The 11,560-nt window shown below is 72.6% G+C and carries 12 protein-coding genes; 5 read left to right on the forward strand and 7 right to left on the reverse strand.

The window, feature by feature from the left end; genetic code table 11:
• Window positions 1–15: 15 nt before the first annotated feature.
• Window positions 16–249 carry a WhiB family transcriptional regulator gene (locus DC008_RS31925; RefSeq protein WP_055624394.1) on the reverse strand — a complete coding sequence of 78 codons (234 nt, stop codon included), beginning with the start codon at window positions 247–249 and terminating at the stop codon, window positions 16–18.
• A 104-nt stretch (window positions 250–353) separates the two neighbouring features.
• Window positions 354–1,571 (reverse strand): saccharopine dehydrogenase family protein, encoded by a 1,218-nt coding sequence (locus DC008_RS31930; protein WP_108709967.1) that lies wholly within the window; start codon window positions 1,569–1,571, stop codon window positions 354–356.
• A gap of 109 nt (window positions 1,572–1,680) precedes the next feature.
• Here DC008_RS31930 and DC008_RS31935 point away from each other — a divergent pair, with 109 nt between their 5' ends.
• On the forward strand, window positions 1,681–2,391 hold the full coding sequence (locus DC008_RS31935) for a TetR/AcrR family transcriptional regulator (RefSeq protein WP_108709968.1): 711 nt from the start codon (window positions 1,681–1,683) through the stop codon (window positions 2,389–2,391).
• Here the strand turns inward: DC008_RS31935 and DC008_RS31940 are convergent.
• A complete protein-coding gene (locus tag DC008_RS31940) occupies window positions 2,388–3,290 on the reverse strand; it encodes a LysR family transcriptional regulator ArgP (RefSeq protein WP_108709969.1) in 903 nt (300 codons plus the stop codon). The genes DC008_RS31935 and DC008_RS31940 overlap by 4 nt on opposite strands.
• Before the next feature lie 72 nt (window positions 3,291–3,362).
• Here DC008_RS31940 and DC008_RS31945 point away from each other — a divergent pair, with 72 nt between their 5' ends.
• Entirely contained in the window at window positions 3,363–3,977 is a 615-nt protein-coding gene (locus tag DC008_RS31945) for a LysE/ArgO family amino acid transporter (protein ID WP_055624392.1), read from the forward strand.
• 79 nt (window positions 3,978–4,056) lie between these two features.
• The gene (locus tag DC008_RS31950; protein WP_108709970.1) at window positions 4,057–5,355 is read left to right on the forward strand and encodes an MFS transporter; all 1,299 of its coding nucleotides are present in this window, start codon (window positions 4,057–4,059) and stop codon (window positions 5,353–5,355) included.
• A 3-nt stretch (window positions 5,356–5,358) separates the two neighbouring features.
• Here DC008_RS31950 and DC008_RS31955 read toward each other — a convergent pair whose 3' ends face one another.
• The 4 genes from DC008_RS31955 to DC008_RS31970 all read right to left on the reverse strand — a co-directional run bounded on the left by DC008_RS31955 (window position 5,359) and on the right by DC008_RS31970 (window position 10,065).
• Window positions 5,359–5,814, reverse strand: coding sequence for a cyclic nucleotide-binding domain-containing protein (locus DC008_RS31955; protein ID WP_108709971.1), 456 nt, complete (start codon window positions 5,812–5,814; stop codon window positions 5,359–5,361).
• Between the two features lie 300 nt (window positions 5,815–6,114).
• Window positions 6,115–6,336: a hypothetical protein gene (locus tag DC008_RS31960; protein ID WP_108709972.1), complete on the reverse strand. Its 222-nt coding sequence runs from the start codon at window positions 6,334–6,336 to the stop codon at window positions 6,115–6,117.
• A gap of 33 nt (window positions 6,337–6,369) precedes the next feature.
• Window positions 6,370–8,613: an FUSC family protein gene (locus DC008_RS31965; protein ID WP_108709973.1), complete on the reverse strand. Its 2,244-nt coding sequence runs from the start codon at window positions 8,611–8,613 to the stop codon at window positions 6,370–6,372.
• Between the two features lie 60 nt (window positions 8,614–8,673).
• Window positions 8,674–10,065, reverse strand: coding sequence for an NAD(P)/FAD-dependent oxidoreductase (locus tag DC008_RS31970; RefSeq protein WP_164492403.1), 1,392 nt, complete (start codon window positions 10,063–10,065; stop codon window positions 8,674–8,676).
• Window positions 10,066–10,375: 310 nt separating this feature from the next.
• Between DC008_RS31970 and DC008_RS31975 the strand changes: the two genes are divergently transcribed.
• Together DC008_RS31975 and DC008_RS31980 are read left to right on the forward strand one after the other, a co-directional pair.
• A complete protein-coding gene (locus tag DC008_RS31975; protein ID WP_108709975.1) occupies window positions 10,376–10,984 on the forward strand; it encodes a hypothetical protein in 609 nt (202 codons plus the stop codon).
• A gap of 10 nt (window positions 10,985–10,994) precedes the next feature.
• On the forward strand, window positions 10,995–11,552 hold the full coding sequence (locus tag DC008_RS31980; protein ID WP_108709976.1) for a fibronectin type III domain-containing protein: 558 nt from the start codon (window positions 10,995–10,997) through the stop codon (window positions 11,550–11,552).
• Window positions 11,553–11,560 lie beyond the last annotated feature (8 nt).

An 11,560-nucleotide genomic window follows, 5' to 3' on the forward strand; every position in this document is an offset into this window, starting at 1 on the left:
GGGCGGTCCCCCCGCTCAGCCGGCGCGCTGGCGCAGGGCCCGCCGGTCCGTCTCGCTCGTGCCGCCCCAGATCCCGGTGGACTGCTCCATGTCCAGCGCGAAGCGCAGACACGGCTCCCGTACCGGGCAGCGCCGGCACACGGCCTTCGCCTCCTCGGTCTGCATCAGGGTCGGCCCGGACGTGCCGATCGGATGGAAGAGGTCGGGGTCCTCATGGCGGCAGGCGGCGTGGTCTCGCCAGTCGTCCATCAAAGTCACCTGCGATCGTCGACGTGCCCTCGGTGGAGGAATTACTCGGTTTCGAGTCGCCTGTCGACCCGCGGTGAAACCCGGCGGGACCCCGTGGAATCAGGTCACTGTTCGCGCATGCCCCACGGGGAGCCGTACTCGGTGAGCAGATCCAGGAACGGCCGGGCGGGGAACGCCTCCGGTCCCCGGACGCCCGCCCCCGACCAGGCGCCGCCGGCCAGGAGTTCGAGGGCGACGACCGGGTTGACGGCCGTCTGCCACACCACGGCCTGGGAGCCGTACTCGCTCATCGACCACTGGTTGTCGACCACGTGGTACAGGTACACCTCGCGCGGCCTGCCGTCCTTGACGCCCCGCACCCAGGTGCCCGCGCAGGTCTTGCCGTGCATCCGCTCGCCCAGGGTCGCCGGGTCCGGCAGGCAGGCGGCCACGACGTCCCGCGGGGAGACCCGCACCGGCCCGTCGGCGCTCGGCACGGTCACCGGCTCGGTGCTGTCGAGCCCCAGCCGATGCAGGGTCTTCAGGGTGTCGATGAACTCCTGGCCGAGCCCGTACTTGAAGGTGACCCGGCGCGCGTCGACCCAGCGCGGCATGAGCAGCACCTCCTCGTGCTCGACGTTCACGCACTCCACCGGGCCGATGCCCTCCGGGAAGTCGAACACCTCGGGCTCGCTGAACGGCGCCGTGGTGAACCAGCCGCGGTCCTTCTCGTAGACGACCGGCGGGTTGAGGCACTCCTCGATGGTGGTCCAGATGCTGAAGGAGGGCGCGAAGTCATAGCCCTCGACGGTGAGGTTCGCGCCGTCGCGCACCCCGATCTCGTCGATCTCGTCGAAGAGTTCGTCGGCCGCGTACCGGGCGAACACGTCCGACAGGCCGGGCTCCACGCCCATGCCGACCAGGGCGAGGGCGCCCGCCTTCTCCCAGTCCGCCGCCTGCTCGAACTGGGCGTCCCCGAGCTTGACGCCGCACTCCTCGTACGGGCGCTCGGGGTGCGGCTTCGACAGCGACATCGCCATGTCGACATAGGTGGCCCCGGCGGTGCGCGCGGCCTGGAACAGCGGCATCACGAAACGCGGGTCGGTGGCGTTGAGCAGCACGTCGCAGGAGTGCCGCTCCAGCAGGGCGGCCACGGCCGGCTCGTCGCTCGCGTCGACGCGCTCGGCGCTGAAGCGGGCGTCGCCGTCGAGCGCGGCGACGGCGGCCTCGGCGCGCGCCGGGTCGTAGTCGGCGACGACCATCGCCTCGAAGAAGGGACGCCGGGCGGCGATCCGGGTGATGGCGGTACCCACTCCGCCGGCTCCCACGAGCAGTACACGCATGACAAGACTCCCTCGACTGACGGTGGACGACGTGGTGGGGCCCCGGGTGGGATACAACGCCGCCCCGGCACGTAAGGTCAATGCCGTTGGCATAAGGATGGAGGACGCCATGCCCAAACCGGTCGTACCGGAGGAGAAGCGGCGCAGGCGTCGCCCCACCAAGAGCGGCACGGTGCTGTCGGAGGGCCTCATAGTCGACACGGCGCTGCGGATGCTCGCCGAGCACGGCAGCGCCGGACTGACCGCCCGCCGGCTCGGCCTGGCCCTGGACGCCGACCCGAGCACGCTGTACCGCTACTTCCGGGGCATGGACGATCTGACCCTGGCCATCGGGGACGCCCTGATCGGCCGCGCGCTGGAGGGCTGGGAGCCCACGGGGGAGTGGCGTGCCGACCTGCGGGCCGTCGGCACCCGCATCCACGCCGCATACGTCGCCCACCCGCACGCCGCCGTGCTGACCACCAGCCGGGTCACGGGCCGGGCCAACGAACTCGCCGCCGACGAGACCGTGCTGGACATCCTGCGCACCGCCGGGTTCCCGCTGCCCGACACCGTGCGCCTCTACCACGCCTTCATCGACCAGACGCTGGCCTTCGCCGCGCTGGACGCGGCGTCCCTGACCCTGCCGAGCGCGTCGCTGCGCGCCGACGAGGAGAAGTGGCGTTCGACGTACGCCCGGCTGCCCCGCTCGACGCATCCCCGGATCGCCGAGGCGGCGCCGCTGCTGGCCCGGCAGATGGTGACCAGCGCCTATCCGACGGCCCTGGAACTGCTGCTGGAGGCGGCCGAGGCTCGCCTCGCCGCCTGTCACATCGCCTAGATCAGCGCCTCGCGCGCCGCGTCCAGCACCGCCTCCGTCACCGTGACCAGCGCGGGCGAGTGCAGCTTCCACTGCTGCCAGTACAGCGGGACGTCCACCGGCCGGTCCGGCGCCAGGGAGATCAGGCGCCCCTCCGCCACCAGCGGCTCGGCCTGCACCTCGGGGATCAGGCCCCAGCCGAGTCCCGCGAGCACGGCCGTCAGGAACCCCTCCGAGGTCGGCATCCGGTGCCGCGTGGGCCCCGCGTGCGCGGCGCCACCGTCCCGCAGCCCGCGTACGAAGGCGTCCTGCAGGTCGTCGCTGCGGTCGAAGGTCATCACGGGAGCCCGCGCCAGCGCCTGAGCCAGTGGCCCGGTCAGATACCGCTCGGTGAACTCCGGGCTCGCGGCGGCCAGATAGCGCATCCGGCCCAGCGCCCGCACGGAGCAGCCCGCGACGGGCTCGGCCGAGGAGGTCACCGCGGCCATCACCAGGCCCTCCCGCAGCAGGGTCGCCGTCCGGCTCTCGTCCTCGCGGCGCAGCTCGAAGCAGAGCGGCGGCTCCTCGCGCACCCGGGTCAGGGCGGGCAGGAACCAGGTGGCCAGCGAGTCCGCGTTGACCGCGATGGACACCCGCGTCGCCTCGGCGGTCCCGTCCATGCCCAGCTCGGCCCGCGCGTCGCGCTCCAGCCGGGCCAGCTGGCGGGCGAACCTGACGACGACCTGGCCCGACTCGGTCGGCCGCACCGGTTTGGTCCGCACCAGCAGCACCCGCCCGGTGCGCTGCTCCAGCGCCTTGACCCGCTGGCTCACCGCCGACGGCGTCACATGCAGGGCGGCGGCGGCCGCGTCGAACGTGCCCTCGTCCACCACCGCCAGCAGGGTCCGCACCTGGTCGAGCGGCAGCTCGGTCAGCTCCATCTTCACGACGGCTAAGGATACGTAAGAATCTTTAGCTGTACGCCAGGAGATCGTCTGCCTACCGTCGACGGCATGACAAGCGCCCTGACCACCGCCGTCGCCGGATTCGGCACCGGCCTCTCCCTGATCGTCGCCATCGGCGCGCAGAACGCCTTCGTCCTGCGCCAGGGCGTCCGCCGTGACGCGGTCCTCGCCGTCGTCGGCATCTGCGCCCTGTCCGACGCGGTCCTGATCACCCTCGGCGTGGCGGGCGTCGGCGCGGTGGTCGTGGCGTGGCCCGGGGTGCTGACTGCGGTCGCCTGGGTCGGCGGGGTGTTCCTGCTCGGCTACGGCGTCCTGGCCGCCCGCCGTGTGCTGCGCCCGGCCGGCGCCCTCGTCACCGACGGCGACACGGCGGGCTCACGACGGCGGGCGGTGCTCACCTGCCTCGCCATGACCTGGCTCAACCCGCACGTCTACCTCGACACCGTCTTCCTGCTCGGCACCATCGCCGCCGACCGGGGCCCGCTGCGCTGGACGTTCGGCCTCGGCGCCGCCGTCGCCAGCCTGTGCTGGTTCGCCGCGCTCGGCTTCGGCGCCCGCCTGCTGAGCCGCCACCTCGCGAGGCCGGGCGCCTGGCGGGTGCTGGACGCGGTGATCGCCGTCACCATGATCGCCCTCGGCGCCTCCCTGATCGCCGGAACCTGAGACGCCCGTCCGACCGCCCGGCCGGTGCTGCGATAGTGATCCCCGGACGAGAAAGATGTAGCGAGCATCCAGGGACCCCGTGGACACCAGCGAGAGCAGTACCGCACCGCAGGAGAAGGAACCCTCCGAGGCCCCGGCCGCACCCCGCGGCTGGCGCCGCTGGGCCATGGACACCCGGCCGCTGCGCCGCCCCGCCTACCGGCGGCTGTGGACCTCGACCATCGTCACGGCCGTCGGCAGCCAGCTCACCGCGGTCGCCGTGCCCAAGCAGGTCTACGACATCACCGGCTCCTCGGCCTGGGTGGGCGCCGCGAGCCTGGCCGGGCTGGTGCCGCTCACGGTGTTCGCGCTGTGGGGCGGCGCCATCGCGGACAGCATGGACCGGCGCCGGCTGCTGCTGATCACCAACATCGGGATAGCCGTGACCTCGGTGCTGTTCTGGCTCCAGGCCGCCGCCGGGCTGGAGTCGGTCGCGGTGCTGATGGTCCTGCTCGCGCTCCAGCAGGCCTTCTGGGGACTCAACTCCCCGGCTCGCAACGCCTCGATCGCCCGGCTGGTGCCGGAGGACGAGCTGGCCGCCGCCAACGCCCTCGGCTCGACCGTCATGCAGACCGGCCAGGTCGTCGGACCCCTGCTGGCCGGCGTGCTGATCCCCGTCGTCGGCCTGCCCGAGCTGTATCTCCTCGACGCCCTGGCGCTGTGCGTCACGGTGTGGGCGGTGTACCGGCTGCCCGCGCTACCGCCCCTGGCCGCCGCGGTCAGACGCCGCGCAGGGGTCCGGGAGATCGCCGAGGGCTTCAGGTACATCTCGCTGCACAAGGTGCTGCTGCTGTCCTTCCTCGCCGACATCATCGCGATGGTCTTCGGCATGCCCCGCGCGCTGTTCCCGCAGCTCGCGAGCGAGACATACGGCTCGTACGGCGAAGGGCTCGCCCTCGGGCTGCTGTTCGCGGCCATCCCGATCGGCGCGGTGGCCGGCGGGCTGTTCTCCGGCACCTTCTCCCGGGCCCGCCGGCACGGCTGGATGGTGATCGGCTCGGTCGTCGCGTGGGGTGTCGCCGTCACCGGCTTCGGGCTCAGCGGGAGCCTGTGGCTCGCGGTCGTGTTCCTCGCCCTGGCCGGGGTCGCCGACATGGTGTCCATGGTGTTCCGCGGGGCCATCCTGCTGTCCGCCGCCAGCGACGAGATGCGCGGACGGATGCAGGGCGTCTTCACGGTCGTCGTCGCGGGCGGCCCGCGTCTGGCCGACGTCCTGCACGGCACGGCGGGCTCGGCGTTCGGCCCGCGCGCCGCGACGGCGGGCGGCGGCCTCCTGGTCGTCCTCCTCATGCTGGGCCTGGCCGCGGCGGTGCCGGCGCTGCGCCGCTACCGCGTCTGACGCTCAGTACAGGCTGCGCCGCGCCAGGGCGTGCCGCTCCATGAGCTGCCCGCGGGTCATCTCCAGACGGTGCGCGAGGATCTCGGCGACGTACCGCACCAGGGTCAGCCCGAGCGCCGTGTCCTCGTCGCACAGCCGCAGCACCGCCGCGGCCTCGAACTCGTAGGCGCGCACCGGGCTGAAGGCCTCCGCGCCGAAGTCCCACCGGTACGGCGGGAACAGCCACGACCAGCCCAGCAGGTCGCCGGCGCCCAGGCTGGCCACGGTGATCCGCTGCAGGTGCGACACCTTCTGGTCCAGGGTGACGGCCCCCGAGCGGATGACCCAGAAGCGGTCGGCCGTGCCGCCCGCCTCGAAGATCCGGGTGTCCTCCGCGAAGGACGTCTCCCGGGCCAGCGCCATCAGGCGCTCACGCTGATGCGGCGGAAGGGCGGTCAGCAGTTTGATCGCTTTGGTCATGGCAGGGGCTCCTCACCGACGAACGGCATTCCGGTGTTTCCCTGCGTCCATTGGAGCGGCTGCGGCGGCGGTGGGCACCTCGGCGGCCGGGCCTTCCGGTCCCGGACCTGGGGCACCGTGTGCGAGGGCATGAAAAAGCCCTGGCTGGACGGGGGAAGCCAGCCAGGGCTGTCAGAGGTGGTTCACGGGGGACGGATGCGGTCGACCCCGTGACCACGTATGGATGAACCGTAAACCATTTCTTCGGCGTCTCGGAAATCGAGACCGGGGTACGTGACCCGTTTCACTCGGCTCCCGCTCTCACGGCTGCTCCGCGTGCTTTCCCGGAGTCAGGATCTCGTCCAGCACGGTGAGCACCGCCTCGTACGTCAGCGTCCGTACCGCGGCGTCCCGCGCCCCCTCCGGGTCGGTGGCGCGCAGATGCTCGCTCCGCCCCCGCCACGTCCGCTCCTCCTGCCGGGCCCACGCCCGGGCACGCTGCATCCGCCGCAACAGTTCGTCTGAGTCCACGACATCGGTCATGCACACCGCCTACCCAGCGAAAGCCCGATGCGCTCATCCCTCCGACGCCTTCACCGGTACGTCCAGCGGACGGGCCAGACCGGTCACCGCCTCGTCCAGGCGCTGCAGATGGCGCAGCACATGGTCGGTGACCCGGCCCCGACCAGGCGGGAGCGGAGTACTCGGACCCAGCAGCGAGGCGATGCTCGAACCGGTCTCGATCGCCGCGTCCGCGTGCTCCTCGGTGACATGCGCGGCGATCGCCTCCAGATTCCGCCCGATCCGGCCGGTCGCGGCGCGCAGCCTGGGGTCGGGCACGACCGAGGGACGGCTGAGCAGCAGCTCGGCCGTCGCGGCCAGGGTGCGCGCGTGGTACGCGCACGTCTCGAGCAGCGCGACGACATAGCGGGCCGTCTCCTTGCGGGCCCGCAGCGGCGTCGCCGGATGTGTCAGCGGCTGCACGGCGGCCCGCAGATCGGCCAGCGCCTGGTCCAGGTCGCGGGCCTGGTCCATCAGCTCCCCGGGAGGCCCGCCGCTGAGCTGCTCCACGGCGCTGTCGGTGACCTCGCGGAGCCGGCGCAGCACCGTGGCGAGCAGGTCGTTGGTCCGCCGGTCCGTCTGCACCGGCAGCACGAACGCGGCCGCGATCACCCCGCACACCGCGCCCAGCGCCGTCTCCCCGATCCGCAGCACCAGCACCGACAGGCTGTAGGTGTGCAGCAGCGTGTAGAGCAGCCCGAGCGCCGCCGTCACGAAGAACGACGACAGCGTGTACGACAGGGGCGCCGAGTAGAACATCGCGAACACGCAGAGCAGCACCACCGCGAACGCCGTCCACGTGTGGTGTCCGACGGCACCCGCCAGCACGATGCCCGCCAGGACCCCCAGCACCGTGCCGAGCAGCCGGCGTGAGCCCTTGACCAGGATCTCGCCCGTGGAGGCGGTGTTGAGGAACACGATCCAGCAGGTCAGCACCGCCCAGTACCAGCGGTCCCGGGACAGCAGCTCCCCGCCGACCATGGCCAGCAGCGACCCCACGGCGACCTGCACGGCGGCCCGGGTGGTGCGCCGCTCCAGCCCGGTCGGCTCCTCCTTGGCCTCCTCCTCGTCCGCGTCGAGGACGGCGTCCTCCGCGTCCAGCTCCTCCCGTGAACGCGCCGTCGCCGGGGAGTCGTCCGACTCGTCCTGTGCCCCGCCCAGCGCGATCCGCAGCCCGAGCACCGCCCGCGCGGTCTCGCCGACGGCGCGGAACGCGTCCTGCACGGCCGGGGACGCCACGGGCACGTTCTCCTCGTCGCGGTAGCCGAGGAGCCGGTTGCGCAGCTGGGCCACGCCCGTCCCGCCGGCCGCCTCGACCGGCCGCAGCACGAGGACCCGCAGCGCGTCCAGGTCGCGGCGCAGCGTCTCCGTCGCCTCCTCCCGCACCGGCTGCCGGCCGCCCGAGGGCACCGGCGCGCCCGGCAGATGCAGCGCCAGCGTGTCCACCCGCTCGGCGCCGCGCGCCCGCAGCAGCGACAGGCCCAGCCGCTCGGCGGCGATCTCCGCGTCCGCGATCCGCCGCTGGACCAGCCGGGCCACCGCCTCGTCGGCGGTGCCGTCCGACAGCCGCCCCTGGATCAGCAGCGCGGTCTCGTGCAGCCGCGCGGTGCCCTCGCGCACCCGCCGCAGCGCCCGGTCCGCCTCCTCGGGACCGGCGTCCAGCAGCTCGATCTGCGCGGCCAGCAGTTGCGCCATCCGGGCCCGGAAGGCGGCCCGCAGCCGTTCGAGCACCCCGACCGGCGTCTCCGGGATCACCGCGAACCGCATCAGCGCACTGCACCCGAAGCCCACCGCGACCGAGGTGTACAGCTCGGGCAGCTGACCGGGCGTGGCACCGACGAAGAGGGCCACGAAGTACATCTGGAAGCCGATCAGGCCGAGCCCGGTGCCCCGGTCGCCGAATCTGCGCCCGTACACGGCACAGAAGATCAGCAGCACGAAGACCAGGTCACCTGCCAGCACCCGGTGGTGCAGCAGCGACGCCAGCGTCATCGACGCCAGCGCCACCGGCAGCCCCAGGGCCAGGGTCACCGCCTGTCCGGATCGCTGCTTCTCACGGATGGCGAAGGTGGACACCATCGCCACCAGCGCCCCGGTCACCAGGTGCGGCAGATCGGTGCCGAGCACCGCGAGCACCGTGACGGCCAGCGCGATCGACCCCACCGTCCGCAGGGCCGCCGCCAGTCTCAGCAGACCGGGGTCCGAGGCCGCGACACGGTCCCTCAGTCGCGTCCGGACCGTCTCCTCCGCTGTCCTCACGCCGTCCCGCTCACTTCCCCGCCTCGCTGGTCCGTCGTCGGCCGCGCCCCGGCCGCCCCGCTACGCCGGCTCGTCGGCGGTCCCACCCCCGCCCTGCGCGGCGACCTGCTTCTTGAGCTGCTCCGGCGTCAGATAGGCGTTGGTGAACTCGAAGTCCTTCAGCTTGGCGGGCCGGCGCGCCTGGAACCCGGTGCGCACGAAATCGTCCCCGGCGACGGCGTTGAGCAGCCAGTTCGTCATGACGCGGGCCTTGGCGACGTTGGTGCGCAGCGCCGACCAGTGGTAGCCGCGGGCCACGACCACCGCGGGCAGCCCCTTCAGCTCGACGCCGAGCGGCTTGGACACCCCGTCGAACCCGCCGAGGTCGACGACCAGCCCGAGGTCCTTGTGCTCGTACGGCCGCAGCGACTGACCGCGCATCGACGCGATGACGTTGTCGGCGGCGACCTTGCCCTGGCGCATGGCGTGCTGGGCGGTCGGCGGGCACACCGCGCCCTCCTCGTCCTTCGCCACGTCCGGCACCGCGGCGGCGTCGCCGAGCGCGAAGACACCGTCGTGCCCGGGCAGCCGCATCTCGGCGTTCACCGCGAGCCGGCCGCGGACGGTCTCCGCGCCGAGCGTGCCGATCAGCGGGCTGGCGACGACACCGGCGGTCCAGATCAGCGTGTGCGTGGGCACCACCCGGCCGTCGGTGAAGGTGACCTCCTCGGGTCCGGCCTTCGCGATGGACACGCCGAGGGAGATCTCGATGCCGCGCCGGCGCAGGATCTCCTGCGCGTCCCGGCCCAGTTTGTCGCCGAGTTCGGGCATCAGCTTCGGCGCGATGTCGATCAGATGCCACTTGATCAGCCGCGGGTCGAGCCGGGGATACCGCTTGACCGCGTTGTGAGTGAGGATCTGCAGGCAGGCCGCGGTCTCGGTGCCGGCGTAGCCGCCGCCGACCACGACGAACTGCAGCCGGGCGGCCCGCTCGGCGGGGTCCTGGCAGGCGTCGGCGAGGTCGAGCTGCGAGATGACGTGGTCGCGCAGATAGGCGGCCTCCGCCAGCGTCTTCATCCCGAACCCGTGGTCGACGAGCCCCGGGATGTCGAAGGTGCGGGTGACACTGCCGGGCGCCAGCACGATGTAGTCGTACGGCTCGTTGACGATGCGGTCGGTGATGGTGCGTACGACGCACACCTTGGCCGCGAGGTCCACGCCGATGGCGCCGCCCGGGATGATCCGGGTGCGGTACCTGCGGCTGCGGCGCAGGGACAGGGCGATGGACTGCGGGGTCAGTACACCGGACGCCACCTGGGGCAGCAGCGGCAGATAGAGCTGGAAGGAGGACGGGGTCACCAAGGTGATCTCGGCCTCGTCGGGGGAGAGCCTGCGTTCGAGCCGGCGCACGCATCCGACTCCCGCGAAGCCCGCGCCAACCACCAGGATCCTGGGTCGTGTCACGCTGATCATCCCTTCTGCGGCTCCAGGCGGTCTGCCTCGATGTCGTTCGCCTGCCCCTGAATCGCTGCTTCGCACGCCTCGATCCCATCGCGCCACGGGGTCTTCCGCCAGCCGGGCGCGGCAGGCAGATGAACGCGTCGCCGCCCACTGTGCCCCGGCTCGCTCCCGCCTACACCGGTCCGGACGGCAAAGACGTGCGTGCGCGGCCTCTTGACGGTCCGTTGGTCCGGACCTACCTTCCGAAGCACTCGTCCAAATACGGGACCGCTGTTCACACTCATGACCGAGCGGTCACCCCCCACCCCGGACAGGAGGCAGGATGCTCCCACGCCTGCGCACCCTCACCCTCGCCGTCGCCCCCGCGCTCTGCGCCACGGCGCTGCTCACCGCACCACCCGCCGCCGCGGAGGTCGAACCCGGCGGCTGGCAGTCCGTGTCACCGACCTTCACCGAGCAGGAGCGGGGCTGCGGGCAGATCGACGGCCTGACCTTCCGGCTCACCTGCTCCACCGCGAGCGGCGACCAACGGGCTGAACGCCGCTACGCCACCTACACCGGAGGCACCCGCCAGTTCGAGGGCTACTTCCGCATCACGGGCCTGAACGGCACCCGGATCAGCCTCAAGCAGACGTTCCACGAATCCGCCTCCGGCCCGTACTTCATGCTCGCCGTCGAACGCGGCGGCCGTCTGTACGCCGTCCACGGCGGCACCACCCTGTCGAACGCCGGGACCGTCGGCGCGACCGTCCGGGTCAACACCGTCCACCAGGTCGGCTCCCAGCACCGCACCTACATCAACGGCTCCCTCAAGCACACCTACGCCAGCCCCGGCGGCAGCTTCTACGACAAGTTCGGCGCCTACCGCACCAACAGCGGCAACGGCACCGCCACCGTGGAGTGGAGCAACATCCGCTTCTGGCGCAAGTAGCGGCCGCCGTATGAGAGGAAGGCTCGTCGCGGTGCCGGCGGCGCTGATCCTGGCGCTGCCGGCCTGCTCCGCCGGCGCACCCCCGGCCCTGTCCCTGACCGGCGCCCTCACCACCCCCACCGACGTCGACCTGCGCTGGCGGGACACCCGGCCCGGCGCCGCCGGCCACGTCCTGGAGTTCGCCACCGAGGAGGCCGGTCCCTGGACGGTGCTCCAGTACCTGGCCCCGCAGGTGACCACCTACCGCCACCCCGACCTGCTGCCGCACACCACCTTCCACTACCGGCTGCGTCCCTACACGGGCCCCACCACCCGGCCTCAGCGGACCCCGGGACCGGACGGCGCCCAGCACCTCACCTGGACCGACCGCGCACGCGGCGAGGACGGCTACCTGCTGGAACTGCGCCCCAGGGACGGAGACCGGTACGACCCGGTCGCCGTGCTCGCCCCGGACACCGAGGCCACCGACTTCCTCCCGCTGCCGGGCGAGCGCGGCGCGGCCTACCGCGTCCGCGCCTTCGTCCTCGGCGAGCGGTCCGGCGTCGTCCGGCTGACCACGGGCGAGTGAACCCGTGC

The sequence above is a fragment of the Streptomyces nigra genome (assembly GCF_003074055.1).
GTDB lineage: Bacteria > Actinomycetota > Actinomycetes > Streptomycetales > Streptomycetaceae > Streptomyces > Streptomyces nigra.

Coding starts and splice junctions, on each gene's coding strand:
- DC008_RS31975 (WP_108709975.1), top strand. CDS start 10,376: ATGCTCCCACGCCTGCGCACCCTCACCCTCGCCGTCGCCCCCGCGCTC.
- DC008_RS31970 (WP_164492403.1), bottom strand. CDS start 10,065: ATGATCAGCGTGACACGACCCAGGATCCTGGTGGTTGGCGCGGGCTTC.
- DC008_RS31940 (WP_108709969.1), bottom strand. CDS start 3,290: ATGGAGCTGACCGAGCTGCCGCTCGACCAGGTGCGGACCCTGCTGGCG.
- DC008_RS31925 (WP_055624394.1), bottom strand. CDS start 249: ATGGACGACTGGCGAGACCACGCCGCCTGCCGCCATGAGGACCCCGAC.
- DC008_RS31960 (WP_108709972.1), bottom strand. CDS start 6,336: ATGACCGATGTCGTGGACTCAGACGAACTGTTGCGGCGGATGCAGCGT.
- DC008_RS31955 (WP_108709971.1), bottom strand. CDS start 5,814: ATGACCAAAGCGATCAAACTGCTGACCGCCCTTCCGCCGCATCAGCGT.
- DC008_RS31945 (WP_055624392.1), top strand. CDS start 3,363: ATGACAAGCGCCCTGACCACCGCCGTCGCCGGATTCGGCACCGGCCTC.
- DC008_RS31935 (WP_108709968.1), top strand. CDS start 1,681: ATGCCCAAACCGGTCGTACCGGAGGAGAAGCGGCGCAGGCGTCGCCCC.
- DC008_RS31930 (WP_108709967.1), bottom strand. CDS start 1,571: ATGCGTGTACTGCTCGTGGGAGCCGGCGGAGTGGGTACCGCCATCACC.
- DC008_RS31980 (WP_108709976.1), top strand. CDS start 10,995: ATGAGAGGAAGGCTCGTCGCGGTGCCGGCGGCGCTGATCCTGGCGCTG.